The sequence below is a fragment of the Vibrio sp. YQ_11 genome (assembly GCF_043103065.1).
Taxonomy (GTDB): Bacteria; Pseudomonadota; Gammaproteobacteria; order Enterobacterales; family Vibrionaceae; genus Vibrio; species Vibrio parahaemolyticus.
Genome location: NZ_JBICJM010000004.1, coordinates 13,964 through 33,539, shown reverse-complemented (window position 1 = coordinate 33,539; position 19,576 = coordinate 13,964). Strand labels below are relative to the sequence as shown.

Sequence of the window (19,576 nt, the reverse complement as noted above, 5' to 3'; positions counted from 1 at the left end):
TAGTATTGTATTTGAAATGGGAGTCAAATATATATTTTTACTGATGCATAGTTAAATAATAGAATTTAATGGCTAGATAAAAGTGTATTATGCTCAACACGCCTATTTTTATGTGATATTGAACAAATAACTATTATTTATAAATTCAGTAGAAATGTTAATTGGGAAGGAAAAATTGATTTTGATATACATAACGCTTGGTTTTTATTTTAGTCGACGGGTATATGAAAAAAATATATTTTCCAATCATCAGCACTTTGATGGTTTCCTTTGCTCATGCCAATACGCTGCCTGCGCCAACTTGGCATCAATTTCAGTTAAATGATGGTTCAAAGAAAGAATTAAAACTTTATGGCGATCAAGAATCTTTCTGGTATCAAGATAGAGAAGGCATTATTTATGTCTACGATGAAGAGACAGGGTGGTTTTATGGTAATCATGAAATTGTTGATGGGCGTTTTGTCGTCACTTCTCTTGGGGTTGAAGCCAAATTAGAAATGCCACAAGCAGTGAGAGAGTTGTTAAAAGAGCGCGTCACCCCGACGTCTTCTTTATTGCCTTCTGAGCACGTTTATCCAATGAATGAGCCATATCTTGAGCAAACTCCCATCCGAGCACTAAACGCAACAAATGAGCCCACGCACCAACCTTTGCTCGTTGTTCAGGTGAGCTTTAACAACCAAGATTTTGTGAATGACTTCACCAATGTGATTTTTGGTGATAATCAGCAAAGTGTAAAAGACTACTTCAGTAAGAATAGTTACGGACGTTACATTGTAGAGCCTGCGAAAGAAACGGAAGGTACGGCGAACGATGGTGTCATCGACCTTACGTTGGATATCGCTCACCCGAACTGCCACTCAAAAAATGATGCGACTTGTGACAGTAAGCTAAATGAGGCTTTTAAAGCTGCTTACGACAAGTTAGACCGTTATGTGGATTTGTCTACTTACGATTTGAATAACGACGACAAAATCACACCTGACGAATTGTCTGTGATGTTTGTATTTGCGGGGTATGACAAATCTGCCGGTTCGGTAAATACGCCGTACATTTGGCCTCATCGTTATAGTCATAATGCGATTGAGATCGATGGAAAGACCATTCGAGATTACTGTTTGTTTGCTGACTTCCAAGGTGACCATCAATCTACGATGGGCGTGATTGCCCATGAACTTGGACACTTGATGCTTGGTCTACCTGATTTGTACTCCTACAAACATTCCGGCTCTGTTGGCCAATGGGGATTAATGGGTGGCGGAAGCTGGGCAAGTAAACAAGGTGATACGTATGCAGGGGAAACGCCGGTCAATATGTTGGCATGGAGTAAGGAAGCTGCTGGTTTCATCAAGCCGAAAGTGATTGAAGCGTCTGGTTCTAGCACAATCGAGACTCGTCAAGGCGAGGGTGTGGTGTATCTCGATCCGTACTTGAAACAGCAAGGTCCAAGAGCTTACTTCGAAAACAGAAGAAAAACGGAATACGACCGTGCGTTGTCAGGTGAAGGTCTTTTGATCACGGCCGTAAGTATCGACAACCGTTTTAATGACACAGGGCCAATGCAAGTTCAGGTATTCCAAGCGGACGGTCTGGATGAACTACAAACTCGTGGCTGGTCAGATCAAGGTGATGTGTTCCCGGGTTCAAGCAATGTGGTAACTATTTCGGATGATACAACTCCTTCTTTGAAACTCATCACCGGTGGCCGGGAAACCAATATCTCGATTAATGATATCGCCAGTACAGATCAAAGCGGCACGTTACGAGCGTCTATTCCTTCATCGACGAATAAATCGGCTTGGATAACGTCACTTTCAAGAACGTACGTGTATGAAGACAGCCGCAACAATACGATAGGGTTTGGGTTAGAAAACAACGACGGTTACCAATCTTTGGTTGGTTTCTACTTATTTGCTAAGCCAATCCTACCAAACTCCGAGATGCGTTATCGCATGTTTAAATATGACCTGACTACAAACCGTTGGGGGAATGCGTCTATTAACGTTGACACTCAAGTTGAAGTGTCATCGGGGGTGATTCCTATGTTTGGTGGTCGAGTTATGTTTGCATCGCCATTTGATATCGATGAAGGTGAGCAGTTGTTGGTCATTGAGCTAGAAAACGCTAAGCCAGAATACAGCTATTCATTCTTGGACGCTTATTTGTCTAACGGAGAGAAAAAGAAGCAGTTCTATGGAAATGCCAGTTCGTACAAGACGAGCGGATTAAGCGAAGGGCGTGGCCGTAATTATCCTTTTGCTGCTTTGTTAGAAAAACCTCAGGCGAAACCTAGTATTACGGTTGAAACGGATTCCGTCACCGTATTAAGCGGTGAAAGTATTACGATTGATGTACTGGCGAATGACCACTCATCGGATGCGAATAGCACATTGAAGCTAGATAAGATTACATCAAAGCCTTCGATTGGTAGCGCTGAAATCTCAGGACAAAAAATCCACTATTCTGTTCCTGTTTCGGACATTCCAGAACAACGAGCAGTAATGAAGTATCAAGTGTCTGACGATTTTGGGACGACAGCAGAAGGTGAGGTGGTCATCACGATCAATTCTCCAGTAATCACCGCCAATAGTCTTCAATACAAAGCGCTAGAAGATACGCCACTGGAACTTAACTTACATCAGCAACAAGGACTAGAGAAAGGGGACACCATCGTCATTAAAAAGCCGCCGATGCACGGCAAGATTGATGGGAATACCTACCAAAGTAAGGAAAACTACTTTGGTAATGACCAGTTTGAGTTTTCTATTGTGAAAGAAAACGGACGTGAATCTAATACAGCTATGGCTGTAATTACGGTCGAAGCGGTTAATGATGAGCCGATCTTCGCTGTTGAAGCGAGTCGTAAAGAAGGCCTATCAAACGAAAAAGTCACACTATCTGTACTTGGCTTAAAAGACGTTGATTCAACGGATCACTCATTCAAATGGCGTCAAGTTTCTGGGACTAAAGCTCAGTTTGCCACCACGGATACGGCAAGTGTAGAAGTGACGTTACCAAAAGTGAGTGAGAAAAGTGAAAAGCTGACGTTTGAAGTGACGGTAAACGACAACGATGGTGCAATTATTACTAAGAGCGTTGTTATGGTCGTTAAGCAAGAAGTCGTTGTGGAAAATGATCCTGGCAAGAGTGAAGAAGGCGGCTCTATGGGGCTGTGGGTCACTCTATGTATGATGCTGATTAGCCTAAGAACAAAGGTTAATAATTTGTATAGATTCGTAATAAGAAATGATATTTGGTAGAAAGATATTATAATTCATCGTCTTATATTCGCAGGATGAATGAAGATTGAAGGAAACCAATAAGAAAAACCTCCGTGTCGTAGCGCTTGCTCCGACAGGGAGGTATTTTGCATCAATAATAAGCTCATTAGAGATCTTGGAAACAGCAGCTGAATTTGCAGAGTTCCAAGGTTTCATGACACACGTCGTTACGCCAAACAATCGGCCGTTAATTGGTCGAGGGGGGGTCAGCGTTCAACCCACCGCACAATGGCAATCATTTGATTTTACAAACATATTAATCATTGGCTCAATTGGCGATCCTTTAGAATCGTTAGATAATATCGATCCTGCATTGTTCGATTGGATCAGAGAGTTACACCTAAAAGGCAGCAAAATAGTTGCAATTGACACTGGTATTTTTGTCGTCGCGAAAGCCGGTCTTTTGCAGCAAAACAAAGCTGTAATGCATTCTTACTTCGCCCACCTCTTTGGCGAACTGTTCCCTGAGATAATGCTCATGACTGAGCAGAAAGCACTCATTGACGGAAACGTCTATCTTTCGTCTGGACCTTACTCTCACTCAAGTGTGATGCTGGAAATAGTAGAAGAGTATTTTGGAAAGCACACTCGAAACCTTGGTAACCAGTTTTTAAGTACAATAGAGAGCAGTGGAAACTCTCATTCATACTGTGATGTTTTCCGTTACATGCAACACAGAGATGAGCTGATTCTAAAAATCCAAAAATGGATTCTCACCACGGATCTAGACATCGTATCTATCAGTGATTTAGCGAATGAAGCTTGCTTATCAGAACGGCAGTTAAAACGCCGATTTAAAGAGGCAACATCCATCAGTCCGCTAAAGTTTATTCAGTTAGGGCGTTTATCTTTTGCAAAAGAACTGTTGAGGTCAACAAAGTTGTCAATAGATGAAGTTGCAAGTCGATCTGGTTATGTTGATACACAGTTTTTCAGGCAGATATTCAAACGAGAAAATGATTGTTCTCCGCTTGAATATCGCAAAAGAAACCAAATTAAAGCTTAATGATAAGCATATCTCATGGCCAGAATCATGAGATATGCAACATTATTAATTGAATAGTCGCATTTACATTCGTTTTAAATCCATATTATGGTTCGAACGAAAATGGCAAACGTTTGCTATTTTCGTTCGAGTATAAATGAGTTAGTCTTGAATTGATTTTTAATAACGGTAACTTATACTTATATATACGTATTCTTATAATTACTTAATTTCTATTAATAATATTGTCGTTCATATAATGTATACTGTTTGTTATGAAATAAAACAATATGAATATTATTAAGTAATTACTTAAAATTAAAGGGGGATTTAGACCTTATAAAGGGGGTGATTAAGACACAATATTATAAAGTTATCTTTTTTTAATTAATTATTTTGCAACATGAAATAATAGTTAAAACAGATATTTACAATGTTTTTTATCTTGTCGGATCAGTGGCAAACTCAATGGGTAAGCAATTGGTTTCTTATACAACTGTTTAATGCTTAGACGTAAAATAAGACACTGAGTTATAGAGGGGAGCTATTTATTAACTGGCTTCATCTGTAGCTTTATGGATTTATAAAAATTATAACTATCGGAAAATTATTGGGTCTTGGTGTTATTTAAATGAAAGCTAATAAACGTACCATCGATGTAAAGTACTTGCGCACTTTTTCACATGTTGCAAGGCATAGAAGTTTTACTGCGGCAGCAGAAAGTCTATATTTAACCCAACCAGCCGTTTCACAACATATTAAAAAACTTGAATGTACTATAGGGGCTGAAGTCTTCGATCGAAAAGATGGATTCAATCTGACTAAACATGGCCAAATATTGCTTAGTTATACAGACAGAACAATGTCTTTATATGACCAATTATTTGACGAATTGGCTCAAGTAGATATGTTTGATCGGTACTCTATTGCGATATCTGATTCATTTGCCCCTGAATTGGTCGCGAAGGTAATTAGCTCTTTTAGAGTGTATAACGACGTCGAGTTGGCTATTACAAGTTATAGCGACATGAACTGTGTTGATAAAGATAACCACGATTTAGTCTTCGCTATTGGTGACACCACTTCCGTGGAAGGTCGCGTTTTCCCCCTAAATAGAGAGCAATACATTTTAGCTTGCGACTGTGCCGTCAAACCTGAGGAGTGCTACCCTGAGCGAATCGTCTTTTGTAATACTTTGACTAGGCGAGATGCCGAGGTATTGCTCGATTCTTCTGGAGTGGATATTTCTAAGGTAAAACATTGGCTTACCACTTCTTCCTCTCGATTGATGATCAATGAACTGCAAGCGGCAAATACTTTTGTTATCTGTCCAAGTTGGACATTAGGTGATTACAAGTGTAGCCAATATCCGCTATCCAAGTATATCGAGATGTACGTATGGTGTAATGACTCTGCTGCGAAGAAAATTGACCAAGAACGTTTGAGAAGTTTGATTACCGAAACATTCCGACTTACTTCTAAAGGCGTGGTTGGTAGACCACCTACGGGTCGCTTGCTAACCAGTTGTGAAGTGATGTAGAAAAACGCCATGGCTATTGAATAAATAGACATGGCGTTTGTTTTAATAATGATTAAATTAATGACATGTAGAAGAAAATGAGCCCACTTATACCAATTGGTATTGTGTAAGGGATACCATTCTCAAAAGGTGTTTTTTTTCGATAAACAGACATTAACCACATAACCAATATTTGAATCCCACCCAGTAATCCTATCGCTACTATTGCCGCTAACATATATTCATCGTTCACTCCTAAGAAAAGTGCGCCAATGAGTTTTACATCTCCGCCGCCTACAATATTTATCAACCAAAGTATAAAGAAACAAATAAAAACAGAGGTACTCACTGCGAGCTGAGTCAGTGGTTCTGGAGTAAAGAACAAACTAAGTAGAGAAGTAATAAAGATAATAAGAAGAAATCGATGTTTTACAATTCTATAACGAATGTCATCATAAAATATGAGCAAGACGTTGATCAGGCAAGTTAGCCACAAAGCAAAATTTATATAATTCATTTTCCCATTTTAAATGTGTTGCTTCTAAATTCAAATCTTTTTGGATAATAAAAAATTATGTAATGGATTTCATTATTTTTATAACAACATCTTATATGTAAATAAAAAAGCTTAATTGGTGTGATTGTTTCTGTTGATGTAAATTTTATTCGTTCACGAAATGAGTGATTAATTCAAGGGAAATAGAGGTAAACATGCTTTTAAATATCAATTCTAAACTTCGTAATATCCGCAACAAATTTAAGTCTGACAAACGTGGTGTGACTGCTGTGGAATACGCAATCATCGCTGTAGCAATGTCTTCAATTATTCTATTTGTATTCAAAGATGGCACTTTGAAAACAACGTTAAATGATGCAATGGGTAAGATCTCTACGTCGATGGATAGTGCTAATTCAGCCGGTGGCAGTGGTAGTAAAGGCGGTACTGCCGACGGTAAACAAGGATAAGTTAACCCGTTATAAATTTAGAGAGAGGGGAAACCCTCTCTTTTAAGGTTTTTATTCTATGAGTAGAGCATTAATTTTTGTATTTGTTGCCATCACTATGTTTTTGGCCTTTTTTTACGTCAGTGATTTCTTTGACCAGCCAGAGCCTGTAGCCGTCGTGGAAAATGAAGTGTTTGTACAAGTCGCATTTGTTAATCGAACTGTGAACAAAGCTGATCCCGTCAATATTGATGCAATTGATATTCGTGAGTTCTCAGAGTCAGAAGCAAAACAGCATTCTTATACCCCTTATACGAGTATCAAGATTGAATCTGGCGCTCTATGGGCAAAAGATGTCACCGAAGGAACTCAACTAACGTCAAACTTGGTTTCTAACCCAGGCGAAAAAGATTACATGTATCTTTCGCTTAAAAAAGATCAGGTCCCTTATTACTACCTTTCTCAAGGCAGTAGCATTGTTGAGGCGTTACCAATACAACCTGGCGACCGCGTCAGCTTTGTCGCTACAACCTCATCTCAATCGAATTTATTAGAAAGCGGTTATTCCGATATCGATAGCTTAACAAGCAACGTCATTATTGATGGTGCATTAGTTTTACAGGCGATGAATGTGTCTGAAGATGATGATTCGTCAAACGAAGACTATGGCTTGATCATCGCGTTGACCGTTAAACAAGTACTTAAGCTTGAAATGGCACAAAAGATCGGAGCTATTACGTTGGTTCCTGCAAAGATGGTTCATAAATACTTATCTGTGAAAAGTAGCGATTTAATTGAGCATCGATTTGGCGTTCGACAGCTGAGAGGGAATTAAGGGTGTTCAATAAAAATATACTATTAGTCACATTAGGAGTGGCGCTATTACTCCCAGCTTCAGTCTCTGCAGGGGAGCTATTGAGCTTAGATAAAGGCGCAGCAAAAACCATTAACGTAAAACGTAACATCGACACCGTATTTGTCGCAGACACTCAAATTGCGGACTACAAGGTAATCGCAAATGGGAAGCTCGTGATTTACGGTATCGGTCGTGGTGCAACGTCGATCATTGCTTATGACCGAGCCGGAAACGAAATTTATAACGCAGAAGTGGTAGTCAACAAGAGTCTAAGACTTTTAAAGCAAACCATTATTGCGAGATATCCAGATGAAGACATTAAGCTGACCAATATTGGTGAGCAAATAGTCATTGATGGTGTTGTTAGCAGCGAAGAGATCAAAGACAAAGTTTACCGCCATGTTGGCGAGATGCTGAAAAAGAGTAAGCAAAGAAACACTTTTGAGCTGTCTGGCGCAAATGGAGAATCCGTTGATCCGCTTGACTATACAGCTACTTACGTTTTCGAAGATATCATCAACAACCTAAAAGTGCTCACTACCGATCAAATCAATGTGAAGTTGACGGTTGCAGAGGTTTCGAGCTCATTCTTAACAGAACTCGGCGTGTCATACGCAGAGACGAATGGTAAGTCGATTGGCGGTGCTGGTCAGTTCGTCAACAAAATTCTGGACTTTACGGCAGAAGATATCGTCGCGGTTATCTCAGCGAGTGGCAACGACAGTATCGGCCAAGTGCTGGCTGAGCCAAACTTGTCGGTAATTTCTGGCGAATCGGCGAGCTTTCTTGTCGGTGGTGAAATCCCAATCACCGTCCGAGACAACGATGGTATTTCCGTGACTTATAAAGAATACGGGGTAAAGCTGTCTATGGTTGCTAAGGTGACAGATTCAGAAAACATCCGCCTGTCACTGCTACCAGAAGTGAGCTCGATTGATAAAACCAATGGTGTGAACTCCGGTCTAGTTAGCGTCCCTTCGCTACGAACTCGAAAAGCTCAGACAACGGTTCAACTGAAAGACGGCCAAAGCTTCGTGTTAGCTGGTCTTTTAACGTCGGAAGAGCAGGAGTCATTGGCAAAAATTCCTTATCTAGGCGACATCCCAATTCTTGGTGCGTTATTCAGTAAGACCAATACCGAAAGAAGAAAGACGGAGCTGATCATCGTCGCGACAGTTAATCTTGTTGACCCTGTCAAAGAAACCGACATCAAGCTGCCGAAGTTCAAGCGAACGAGTGACCTTGAGCGCTTGCTGAAGCTCGATCTTTCGAAAGTTGATGACGAAGAGTTGGAAAATACGATAAAGGCGGGAGGCTTTAACTAATGAAGGCAAACCTATTATTGGTCGTTTCCGTTTTACTGACCGGTTGCTCGGTATCGGTAACCCCAAATAAAACGACGGTAGACACCATTGTGGAAACCTTTGAGTTTCGAGTCACCAACAAAGACGTGGCAATGGATAAGTCGGTTAACTTTGTTAATCAAATCAATAGCCAATACCCAAAGTCTACGTTTGCAATCAATTACGACACCGAAGAGAGTCAATTTGTTGATGGTTTTGTAAAAGAAATCAAAGCCAAAGGCGTAAATAAACTGCGATACACACTGAACGCAAACAGTGAGGGCAAAGGTGTAAAAATCGTCGCGAAGTATCACAAGATTCAAGAACAAACCTGTGGTGCTGTTTCATTCAATACTCTTAAAAATCATCCATTTGGATGCAGCTTGGAATACAACAGACGTTTGAGTATGACGAATCCTGTCGTGGAGTAAAAAATGGATTTAGATAACCTATTCAAAACGACTTCATCGAGTAAAGACAAAAAGAATAACACCATTGATCTGGTTGTTTCAGATGATATGGCTTTTCTGCAAGCGATCGATGAGCTCTATGCGATCGAAGGTTTCGCATCACCTCTTAAAGTAGATGATATCGATGATGAGAGTTGGCACAAAACAAGCGCAGAAATAAAGCATGTCGTTCTTGATTTGCGAGATTGTGGCGAGCTTGTTTCGGAAGTGGCGGAAATATCTTCAAGATTAGATGTGAGCATTTCTCTGATTGTGTTGAGCAACACGGACTCAATCTTGATGCGTGACAAAGTGCTGTCGTTAGGTGCGAACTACATTCTTTGGGATCCGGAACTTGATGGCTTGTTGGGGGCATTAAAAGAGTCTGGTAAAGACACATTTTCGCCAACGGTGAAGAAAAAGTCGCGAATCGCTAAAAGAGTCTTGATGCTTGGTAGTAAAGGCGGTGTTGGCGTGTCAACCATCAGTGCTTTTTTATCCCATAGCTTGAGCCAGCAAGCGAGCTTAAAAACGTTGCTTGTTGAACACGATACGCTGGCATTAAATTCGGATATTTTTTTGGGTTTAAAAGGACTAAAGGCGCAACAAAATAGTATCGATTTAAACCAATCTGAGCTCGATGCCGCAATTGCTGGGAGTTATGTACACCCGATCAAAGACAAGCTTGATTTCCTTGCCCTTGAAAAGAACATTGCATGCATTAGTGACCATGCAGACTCTCTATTTAGAATTTCTAATGAGCTGGTGGATCAGTACAACTTCATCATAGATTCATTGCCTTTAAATGCGATAAACGAACTGACTTCAGAAGACATCAATGAAAGATACAACCGCATTTTTGTTGTTTGTGAACCTTCTGTTGCCTCGTTACGCGCTTACCACTCGATAAAGAAAAAATTAGGAAAGGCCGAGCATCGAATCATTTTTTCTATGACTCGATCGCAGAAGGATTACATGATGCCTCTCCAAGGCGCCAAAGAAAAAATTAAAGCGAAAGACACCATTGATTTCGTTTATGAAGCCAATTTGGAAAAGTTGATCATCCAACAGGGCATTCACAATACGGCGAAAATTAAGTTCACCCCAGCTATTGCAAATATGGTGAATTCGCTGACTGGTAAAAAAGTCAAAGTGCAGAAAAAGTTCGCGTGGTTTAAGAAATGAATCACCTAAAAGAAGTTTATATTGACATAAGAGACGAAATCTTTGACGCGCTTGATGCCGCTTCTTTAGTCGATGTCGAGCCATTGGAGCTTGAAAGCCAACTAAAAGATTCCGTCAATATTCTTATCGAGAAAAAGCAACTGCAAATCAGCAGTTTGAAGCGTTTAGATCTCGTCAAAGCACTACTGGATGAACTTAAAGGTTTAGGACCGCTTCAAGCGTTGGTTGATAACGATGATATCTCGGACATTATGATCAATGGCCCGTCAGATATTTTCATCGAAATCAACGGCAAGGTAGAGAAGTCGCCAATCCAGTTCGTCAATGAAAAGCAGCTCAATACTATCGCCAAGCGCATTGCATCCAATGTAGGGCGTCGAATTGATGAATCGAAACCGCTTTGTGATGCACGTTTAGAAGATGGTAGTCGTGTAAACATCGTAATACCACCTCTTGCGATTGATGGTACTTCAATCTCAATTCGTAAGTTTAAAGAGCAAAAAATTAAGTTGGAAAACTTGGTTCAGTTTGGCGCGCTGTCCGTTGAAATGGCGAAGCTACTTTCCATTGCGAGCCACTGCAAGTGCAACATTCTTATTTCAGGTGGTACTGGTTCTGGTAAGACAACACTACTGAACGCTTTGTCAGGCTTTATCGGCAGTGGTGAACGTATTGTCACCATTGAAGATGCTGCCGAACTTCAGTTGCAGCAGCCGCACATTGTGCGTTTGGAAACGCGCCAAGCAAGTGTCGAAGGTACTGGTGAAATTACCGCCCGAGATTTGGTGATTAACGCCCTTCGTATGCGACCAGACAGAATCATCGTCGGTGAGTGTCGTGGCGGTGAGGCATTTGAAATGCTTCAAGCGATGAACACCGGTCACGATGGATCTATGTCAACACTGCACGCGAACACCCCTCGTGATGCAATTGCGCGTGTCGAGAGTATGGTAATGATGGCTACAGCAAGCCTGCCGCTTGAGGCGATTCGTCGCACTATTGTAAGTGCGGTCGATCTTATCGTCCAAGTACGAAGACTGCATGATGGTAGTCGTAAAATATTGTTCATCAGTGAGATCGTTGGCCTCGAAGGGGACAGCGTGGTGATGGAAGATATTTTCCGCTTTGAGAACAATGGCGTAGGCGATGAAGGAAAAATCTCAGGTGAGTTCCGAACGCCAGGTCTTTCTAAGCGTTCTGTGATTTATGAGAGAGCTAAGTTCTTCGGCTTAGATGGGGCACTTCAGGAGTTGTTCTCATGATGCTGATCATCATTTCACTATGGGTTGCTGTCGCGTTATTCCTGTTTATTGGTCATGTGAAAAGACAAAAAGAAATCACGTCTATCATTGAACAGTCCAATACATTCGAGGGCGTTACTGGCTCCCGGGCGGTTATCGACTCGGAGAGTTTTGATGTTAGCTATAAAAAGAAAGTAAAGGACAAATTTAAGCAGCTGAAAAAGCTGCTGAGCCCAAATGCAGGACTAAAACTGATCGGCTTTTTCGCTGCGTCTTCGATAGCGGTTTACTGCGTTAATGATTGGTTTTTTATGTTTGAGTACTGGAAAGTGCTGCTGGCGTTAGAACCAATATTATTTGTGATGTTTATCCTCAAATTAAGTGGTATCCAAGCGCAGCGATTCAAGGACAACTTTCCAGATGCACTAAACATATTGTCGGGTGCACTCTCTTCGGGACAAAGTATTGTTCATGCCTTCGAATACGTAGGAACTCAGCTTGATAATGAAGTTGGCGAAGAGTTCAAAAAGATGTCAGAACGACTTCTGATTGGTGAAGACCCAGACGATGTATTGGCACGAAGTGCAGCTTCGTTTCCTTACGTTGAGTACTTTTTCTTTGCCGCAACAATTCGAATCAACTTGAGTCGAGGTGGGCAGCTAAAAGACGTGATTAACCGCATCAACCGAATCATGTTTGAAGCGAGGGCAATCGAGAAAAAGAAAAATGCGTTGACGTCGGAAGCGCGTGCATCAGCAAAAATCATCGCGGCGTTGCCAGTTATCTTTATCATGATTTTGAAAGTGACCAGCCCGGAAAACTATAACTTCGTAATGTTTGAAGAAGGGGGAAAACCCATCTTTTATTATGTCTTGGTTAGTGAAGCTATTGGGTTTTTCTTTATCTACATGATATTAAGAGGAGTTAGGTAATGGTTGATATTAAGTTAATCTTCTTAGCGCTTGGTTTAATTATCTCGTTATCTACCGCGTATTACTCGTTAAAGGTGTTTGATAAAACCAAAGCAAATATTTCAACAAAAAAGATTATTGATTCAACCCAAGAAAAAACGCCTTTTGTTGACAAATTATCGTTACATCTTTCTCGATTATCTTTTAATAAAGAAGAAACAAAAAATAATCTAGTTAGAGCAGGTATTCATAGCGAGTTTATTGCTCAAGCCTATTATCTGTTGAAAATTATACCCTTGGTTTTTTGTTTGGCGTTTATTGGCTACTCCTACATTCAAGGAGAGATGGAGTTTTCCTCCGCGTTTATTTCATTCTCGCTTTCTATGCTTGTTTGTTTGATCGCGCCGGATATGTATATCTCATCGCGAGGGAATGCAAACGTGAGACATGTAAGTAGTCGGCTGCCTTTCTTACTGGATTTGATGAACGTTTGTGTACACACGGGGATGACGTTAGAAGCGAGCTTGGATTACTTGTCGAACGAGCTAAAAACGGTCGATGAAAACCTTGCTTATGTCGTTAAGAAAACGTCAGAACGGGCCAAAATTGTTGGGTTAGACCGAGCTCTCACCGAGTTTTACGACTTAGTCCCAACGACGGAAGCACAAAGCTTCGTCATGACGCTTACTCAAAGCTTAAAGTACGGGTCATCCGTGGGTGCAGTGTTAGCCTCTCTTGCTTCTGATATTCGAGAAATAAACATGCTCGAACTGGAAGAGAAAATCGGCAAGATGGGGGCAAAAATGTCGATCCCAATGATCGCTTTTATCATGATTCCTATTGTTGTTCTAATCGCAGCGCCAGGGATAATGAGGATGCTAGGATAATGAATATAAAAAACTATTTCTCTCTTTTGGTGTTACTTTTTTTAAGTGGTTGTTCAACTATCAATCAAGAATTAGTAACAAAAGAAAAATTACTGACTAACTCTGGGCAAACTGAACAGCTTATTGAATTTTATAAAGCGAACTTAGTCGAAGTCCCGAGTTATAAGATAAAACTGATCAATTTATATTTGGATAATAAAGACCAAAAATCTGCTGAGTTATACATAAACACTCTAGAGAAAAAGGATCTTAAAGACCCAGATATTATTTATATCTTAGCTAAGCTTGAATATTTAAAATCCAATTACGATGCGAGTGAACGTTACTTAGAAGAGTATTTAGATAATGGCGGTCCAGAGGGTGATTACTACCTTCTAAAAGGCAAAATACTTGCGCGTAAAAAAGACTACGACGGTGCAATTTCTCACTTCAATGACAGTAAGAAGAATGGCGCATCAGACCGTGAGGCAAACAACAATATTGCGGTAGTGATGATGTTGCAAGGCAGACCAGAGCCCGCAATGGAACTGCTCTATGGCTTGTTTGCTGCCAATCCAAATGATGAAAAGGTACGTTCAAATCTCCTTTTGGCGTCGACTCGGTCGAATCGTCCGGATGTGGCGTTAGAGGTTTTGAAACACGACAGTAGCGAGCAAGACGCACGAGTCAAACTGAAAAAGCTCATGAAGAGCGTTAAACCTCTGAATAAAAAAATAGATACAAAAGTTCCACCCAAACAGGTCGCGAAGTCAAAGGAAAAGAAAAATATGGAAATGGATACGAAATCTGTCGATTTGAAACCAAAGTACGTAGCGCGCTCAGTATTAGACCCGCAAAACTTACGTCCTAAAGCGCCGTCAATTTATCGAATTCAAGTATTAGCAACCTATAAAGTCATTCCGTCAGATTACCTAAATTATCTGAAAGGCAACTATGGCAAAGTGTATTCCTACACTCACGGCTTATGGAAGCGTTATTGCGTTGGTGAGTTTAGCGATATAGATGATGCAAAGAAGTTTCTTGAAAACATGAATATCAAAGGTGCTTTTGTCGTTGATTACACGAAGAAAAGGTACGTTGAATTATGATCAAGTTTCAAAAAGGAAGTTTGACGGTCGAAGTTGCGATGGGCTTACCCGTTTTGATCATGGTGCTATTTACCTGGTTTGACTTGTCTGTACTTACGTATTCGATGGGGGTAACCGACCATGCGCTGACGACAGCTGTGATGAGTAGTAAAAAACAAGGTAGTTCTAGCAACTCGGAAAAAGTGGACTATCAAGATGTGGTCAAAACCAAACTAGAATCTAGCGGTGGTGCCTTATGGTCGAAGGTTGTCGACCATTCATCGGTATCTGCATCGGTCTATTACTTTAAAAATTTGTCTGATTTTGTTCAATGTAACCGTAGTGGCCAAGCCTTAGATGATTGCCCCAATGTTAAAAAAGGCGATGCAGTGGCGAACTCAGTCAATATGCCGATAGCCATCTATCAATTGAGTTTCACTTATCACCCTTTGTTTAACTTTGTTATGCCAAGCATGAGCATTAATCGAGAGATGGTCGCAGTTCAAGAATATGAACGATGCACTTTCAAATTAGGTGAGGAGATCACTTGTGGTGGCTAAGTCGAAACAAACCGGAGCCTTTATCGTTGAACTTGCATTGGTATTACTCTTTTTTGGTTCAATCATTGCCATGCATATCAACTACACGATCGCAGTAAACAAGAAAGGGCAGTTGGATAGAGTGGTTTATTCCATCGTAAGCGTCATAAGCGAGCGTCGACAGTTGTTCGCCAACGAACTCAATATATGTGGTGAGAACGGTAGACATTGTGAGGCACAAGTAAATAACGCGTTTTACATGGCGAAAGGCATGCTGAAACGTACGTTACCAGATTTTGATGCCAGCGAATTAGGCATGAGAATCACGGAGCTCTCGTTAGAAGAAAAGGACACTAAGCTCGTTACGTTTACCCACTTCAAAGGCAAAACAGAAGATTGTAATTTTCCAGATCTGAAGGAAATCACGGTGGCAGAAGCGAAGAAGCTATTACCACTGACGACACAGAACCGACGTCTTCCGCTTTATCACGTATCTCTATGCTACAAAACACCTTTCAATATCATCGGTGTAATGCGTGGTGAGCCGATCAAGGTTGTGACCAGTTCATACTCATTTGCAAGGATTTAATATGAAGGGCTTCACTAAGCAGAAAGGAGTGGCTGGAATCATATTTGTTTCGTTTCTCCCTATATTAATCATCACTTTCTCATTTTCTGTCGGTTACACACAACGTTTACTTGCGCACTCAAAAATCGAAGAAGCGGCGGAAGTAGCAAGTCTTGCTTTGATCGCAAGCCCTGGTAAAGACAATAAAGACGATCAGGACTATGCGCAGAGAATTGTTGATTTATACATTACTGACAACATCAGCGATATCGAAATCAGCGTATCCACTAAAAAGTGTGAATACAAAGATGGCTGTGTTCAACGGAATAATGAGCTATCACCATTTGCTGACTTCACCGTTGTCGCGACTGCGGAGCATGACTCGTGGATCTCACACAACGAAATTGGTGTAGAACCCAAGTTCAAGGTCTCTGGTGACTCGATTACGAGAAAATACCTACCTCAGCCCGTTGATATCTACTTCATATTGGATACCAGTCAATCGATGAGTAACCCATGGTATGGTGAAAGAAACAAGACTCAAATGCAGGTCGTAAAAGATACGATTACCAGAGTCGTTAAAGAGTTGGAGAACTTCAAAACCGGTCCGGATAAGAAAAGTCGAGTTGCGCTTTTAACGTATAACGCCTACAACGCAAAGTTCGATAAAGGCGCTGGTCGAGTGAAGTTATACGATTATGCAAGTGAGTTTTCTCACACTGAAGCGTCATTTGAAAGCATCGTCGATAAGATGTTTGATAAGTCTGTAGTAGAGCAAAAGCCGCACTATGCTAGTGATTATAATAAGTCGCAGGATATCCCTCTGACTGATAAATATCAGGAATTTATTGATATTCTAAACTCCCACAAAGTGATGCCAGCAAGAGGTGGTGGTACTCAATCATGGCTCGGTTTAATTGCTGCGGCGAAAGAAGCGGATAAAGTTAAAAAGGAAGATCGAAACCCAGAGCAAGTGTTTATTATTCTTTCTGATGGTGCAGATACAGATGTGCAATTTCCGATGGGACTGAATAGAAATAGATATTATAGAGATAAGTATGACGTCGTGACTAAATATTACGTAGACCAGTATGATGGGCGAACTTATTATTATCAGGTTTATGACAAATTCTTAAAGTCATTAGTGGGTGAGCATGGTTTGTGTGAAAGCCTTAAGAAAAGAATATCTAGTAAAGAAAATAAGTTTCAAAGTGAACATGCGAAGCTAGAGGGTGAAAAAACCAAGGTCACCATGGGCGTAATAGGTGTTAACTACAACGTACAAAAAGATGATGGTTTCGGTGAGTGCGTTGGTGAGAAAAACATTTATCATGCGAAAAGTGGTAAAGACGTTTACAAATATATATTAAATCTGATTAACGAAGAAACAGGACGATTAAAAGATTAAAATGAAAAAGTTAATACCATTTGCGATTATTTTTACTTCAAATGTCGCGCTCGCTAATTGTATCAACCAAACTGAAAACTATGTTACTTCAAAAGTTTTGAAAAGCTCTGATACAAAAATTACTCAGGTGGATGGAAAACTCGCATCAGTAATTAATGAGGATCTTTCCATTGTGCAAGATGAAAAAATTGAAAAGGTTGAAGCGACAAACGTCACGGAAAGTTGCACATTTGATAAGAACTCAATGTCGTTAGTTCTACACTATGATACTAATGAGCACTATCTAACAAACGTACATAAACAAGCTATATCAAAGTATTTAGAACTGGTTAACGAAGACAAACGTATTCTCGTTGAAGGGCACACGGATGATGTCGGAAGCCAGGCTTACAACAAAAGTTTATCCCTTCGACGTGCAAGCACTGCCTCAAAGTATTTAAAGAAAGATCTGGGGCTTGGCAACAGAATCGTGGAAAAGGCCTTTGGGGAGTCTGCGCCTATATGTAAGGTGAACGAGAATAAGCTGTCAGGCTGTAACCGTCGAGTTGTATTAACTATAGAGTAATGAGCAATCCACTATTTGCTGTTGTAATTTTAATATTCATGTGCTCAATCTTATGTGGTATTTAAAAGCTTAGTTTTTACTAAGCTTTTATTTTTGTGAATATTATTTCTGTAATGTATAAATTAGTTGTCTCAATCAATGAAATGTAAACATATTTTCGTGTCGATATTTTTGTTTTTTGGTAACGCTTGCCATTCCTATGCTGAAGTAGAAAAACCAGCGATGAGCGCCCAACTAGAGGAATATGTATATAACCCTCGTATACTCAAAGATGTTTCTGACACTTTATTAGGCATCGACTTAAATAAAAATAATATCAGAGATGATGTCGATAAAGTCGTTAACCACCTAGAAGTAACAGAAGCTGATAAAGAGTTTATGTTACGTTATATCCAATATGCAACAAGTATATTAAGTTATGATTTCGCAAAAGATAGGTTAGAAAATCCGCTGATTGCTAGCGAACTCTACAAAGAACTCAATTATATAAATAGCTGCTATAAAGAGTCAGGTGTTGATGGTAAAGATTTATATGATTCAATAAATGCATTAAACGTATTGATGTTCAATACAGACGCTAGAATCATTGCCTATCTACATTATGAAAAGTATTTGGATATTAGAAATACATACGAGTTGCTAAGCTATGATTGTAAAAACAAAAAATATCATCAAGTTTAATCGAGATATCTTTGCCATTTAAAAAGCTCTGTTATTTAAAAACGAATTTAGCCACCATCGCTTTTGTTCTGTCTATACAATTATTATCAGTACATGAGGTAAAGCCGCTAGATACCCGCGCCTAGCTTACCGATACAACTGTATGGTTCTTGGCATCGGGAACAAGCAAAGAGCTAAGATTTGTAAAATGGTTTTAGCGTTTCTTTGATGTTGTTTCGAATACGCTTGTGGTGCAGGTTGTTTTTTTCTCTTTTGTGATAAATGAAATGGTAGGTGACAAGGTTTGACTCAATGGGCAAGTCAATCACTTGTAAGTCTAGTTGTTCCTTCCATTTCATTGCAAAAGACTGGGGGATTATCGCGATATTGTCACTCTTAATCACATTTAACACGACGCCAGAAAGAGAAGATGCCACGGTTTCGACTTGTACGTTATTTAGGTATTGGTTGTGATTGGTCGTTTGGCTCACAGCCCATTCATCAGTCAGCACGCAGTGTTTCTCTTTAAAAAAACTGCTTGGTATTGAGTTGTCCATTAATTCTCGGATGTGTTTTGCGGCATACGACGACATTTGGCTCTTCGTGAATCACCTCATTGACCAGTGTAGAATCATCAGACTTGATTGAATCAATGACTAACGCAATTTTCTGCTGATGAAGCAGTTCCAGTAACAAGTTTTTTGTCGCGGCAGCTTCGTGAACAGAAACGTTGTTAATCGACGAGAAACTACCCGAAAATACCTCTGAGCAGTAAACCTTAAATTGAGGCGAAATGGACAATGCATTCTCTACCATACACAGTGCTTGCCTTAGTTTGGGGAGCAAGTTCTGCCTTCTAGAAGTCAGGGAAATTGAACGTCCTACCTTGGTGAAGAGTTGGTATTCAATTAGTGCTTCCAAGCGCCTAATGGAAGCGCTTACTGCTGGTTGCGTCACGCCAAGGTGCTCAGCCGCTTTGGTGTATGATTGATATTCTGCAGCAATTAAAAATGTTTGGATTAAGTTTAAATCCAGTTTTTTATTAGTCATTAAAGTTATGGTCTGTTGTTATTTTAATATTGATTGCTTAATCAATATACCTCTAAAACAAAGATCAATTAACTTCGTTGATGTTATACAGAATATATCAAATATTAATATCTCACC

20 protein-coding genes are annotated in these 19,576 nt (G+C 40.1%); 17 read left to right on the top strand and 3 right to left on the bottom strand.

All coding sequences use genetic code 11. From position 1 onward, the window contains the following. The first annotated feature begins 224 nt into the window (after positions 1-224). From ACF8EG_RS00435 to ACF8EG_RS00425, 3 genes are all read left to right on the top strand, one after another. Positions 225-3,260 (top strand): M6 family metalloprotease domain-containing protein, encoded by a 3,036-nt coding sequence (locus tag ACF8EG_RS00435; protein WP_173670434.1) that lies wholly within the window; start codon positions 225-227, stop codon positions 3,258-3,260. Positions 3,261-3,306: 46 nt separating this feature from the next. Beyond that, on the top strand, positions 3,307-4,287 hold the full coding sequence (locus ACF8EG_RS00430; RefSeq protein WP_069505332.1) for a GlxA family transcriptional regulator: 981 nt from the start codon (positions 3,307-3,309) through the stop codon (positions 4,285-4,287). Positions 4,288-4,897: 610 nt separating this feature from the next. Further along, the gene (locus ACF8EG_RS00425) at positions 4,898-5,806 is read left to right on the top strand and encodes a LysR family transcriptional regulator (RefSeq protein ID WP_005454057.1); all 909 of its coding nucleotides are present in this window, start codon (positions 4,898-4,900) and stop codon (positions 5,804-5,806) included. A 52-nt stretch (positions 5,807-5,858) separates the two neighbouring features. Here the strand turns inward: ACF8EG_RS00425 and ACF8EG_RS00420 are convergent, their stop codons facing one another. Continuing rightward, positions 5,859-6,302: a prepilin peptidase gene (locus ACF8EG_RS00420; protein WP_069505333.1), complete on the bottom strand. Its 444-nt coding sequence runs from the start codon at positions 6,300-6,302 to the stop codon at positions 5,859-5,861. 194 nt (positions 6,303-6,496) lie between these two features. On the opposite strand from ACF8EG_RS00420, the gene ACF8EG_RS00415 reads away from it, so the two are divergent. From ACF8EG_RS00415 to ACF8EG_RS00350, 14 genes are all read left to right on the top strand, one after another. After that, on the top strand, positions 6,497-6,751 hold the full coding sequence (locus tag ACF8EG_RS00415; protein WP_005481274.1) for a Flp family type IVb pilin: 255 nt from the start codon (positions 6,497-6,499) through the stop codon (positions 6,749-6,751). 58 nt (positions 6,752-6,809) lie between these two features. Then, positions 6,810-7,565, top strand: coding sequence for a hypothetical protein (locus ACF8EG_RS00410; protein WP_020842019.1), 756 nt, complete (start codon positions 6,810-6,812; stop codon positions 7,563-7,565). 2 nt (positions 7,566-7,567) lie between these two features. Next, on the top strand, positions 7,568-8,911 hold the full coding sequence (locus ACF8EG_RS00405) for a type II and III secretion system protein family protein (RefSeq protein WP_005498618.1): 1,344 nt from the start codon (positions 7,568-7,570) through the stop codon (positions 8,909-8,911). Beyond that, positions 8,911-9,360, top strand: coding sequence for a hypothetical protein (locus ACF8EG_RS00400; protein WP_005498619.1), 450 nt, complete (start codon positions 8,911-8,913; stop codon positions 9,358-9,360). The genes ACF8EG_RS00405 and ACF8EG_RS00400 overlap by 1 nt, the downstream gene beginning before the upstream one ends. A 3-nt stretch (positions 9,361-9,363) precedes the next feature. After that, positions 9,364-10,563 carry an AAA family ATPase gene (locus ACF8EG_RS00395; RefSeq protein WP_005454059.1) on the top strand — a complete coding sequence of 400 codons (1,200 nt, stop codon included), beginning with the start codon at positions 9,364-9,366 and terminating at the stop codon, positions 10,561-10,563. Then, positions 10,560-11,825: a CpaF family protein gene (locus tag ACF8EG_RS00390; protein ID WP_005454188.1), complete on the top strand. Its 1,266-nt coding sequence runs from the start codon at positions 10,560-10,562 to the stop codon at positions 11,823-11,825. Before ACF8EG_RS00395 ends, ACF8EG_RS00390 begins: the two co-directional genes overlap by 4 nt. Next, on the top strand, positions 11,822-12,736 hold the full coding sequence (locus ACF8EG_RS00385; RefSeq protein ID WP_046268607.1) for a type II secretion system F family protein: 915 nt from the start codon (positions 11,822-11,824) through the stop codon (positions 12,734-12,736). Before ACF8EG_RS00390 ends, ACF8EG_RS00385 begins: the two co-directional genes overlap by 4 nt. Then, entirely contained in the window at positions 12,736-13,602 is an 867-nt protein-coding gene (locus ACF8EG_RS00380; protein WP_029801899.1) for a type II secretion system F family protein, read from the top strand. The genes ACF8EG_RS00385 and ACF8EG_RS00380 overlap by 1 nt, the downstream gene beginning before the upstream one ends. After that, a complete protein-coding gene (locus ACF8EG_RS00375; protein ID WP_005454318.1) occupies positions 13,602-14,690 on the top strand; it encodes a lipopolysaccharide assembly protein LapB in 1,089 nt (362 codons plus the stop codon). Before ACF8EG_RS00380 ends, ACF8EG_RS00375 begins: the two co-directional genes overlap by 1 nt. Next, positions 14,687-15,229 carry a TadE family protein gene (locus tag ACF8EG_RS00370; protein WP_005454147.1) on the top strand — a complete coding sequence of 181 codons (543 nt, stop codon included), beginning with the start codon at positions 14,687-14,689 and terminating at the stop codon, positions 15,227-15,229. Before ACF8EG_RS00375 ends, ACF8EG_RS00370 begins: the two co-directional genes overlap by 4 nt. Continuing rightward, on the top strand, positions 15,219-15,797 hold the full coding sequence (gene tadF, locus ACF8EG_RS00365; RefSeq protein WP_031792396.1) for a tight adherence pilus pseudopilin TadF: 579 nt from the start codon (positions 15,219-15,221) through the stop codon (positions 15,795-15,797). Before ACF8EG_RS00370 ends, tadF begins: the two co-directional genes overlap by 11 nt. 1 nt (position 15,798) lies before the next feature. Further along, the gene (locus ACF8EG_RS00360; protein WP_020842022.1) at positions 15,799-17,184 is read left to right on the top strand and encodes a VWA domain-containing protein; all 1,386 of its coding nucleotides are present in this window, start codon (positions 15,799-15,801) and stop codon (positions 17,182-17,184) included. A gap of 1 nt (position 17,185) precedes the next feature. Then, positions 17,186-17,749 carry an OmpA family protein gene (locus ACF8EG_RS00355; protein WP_069505335.1) on the top strand — a complete coding sequence of 188 codons (564 nt, stop codon included), beginning with the start codon at positions 17,186-17,188 and terminating at the stop codon, positions 17,747-17,749. Between the two features lie 222 nt (positions 17,750-17,971). Further along, the gene (locus ACF8EG_RS00350) at positions 17,972-18,430 is read left to right on the top strand and encodes a hypothetical protein (RefSeq protein WP_015313138.1); all 459 of its coding nucleotides are present in this window, start codon (positions 17,972-17,974) and stop codon (positions 18,428-18,430) included. Between the two features lie 173 nt (positions 18,431-18,603). Here ACF8EG_RS00350 and ACF8EG_RS00345 read toward each other — a convergent pair whose 3' ends face one another. Together ACF8EG_RS00345 and ACF8EG_RS00340 are read right to left on the bottom strand one after the other, a co-directional pair. After that, positions 18,604-18,921 (bottom strand): hypothetical protein, encoded by a 318-nt coding sequence (locus tag ACF8EG_RS00345; RefSeq protein ID WP_242540622.1) that lies wholly within the window; start codon positions 18,919-18,921, stop codon positions 18,604-18,606. Between the two features lie 13 nt (positions 18,922-18,934). Beyond that, complete coding sequence (locus ACF8EG_RS00340; RefSeq protein WP_242536758.1) at positions 18,935-19,459, bottom strand: LysR family transcriptional regulator; 525 nt, start codon at positions 19,457-19,459, stop codon at positions 18,935-18,937. Between the last annotated feature and the right edge of the window lie 117 nt (positions 19,460-19,576).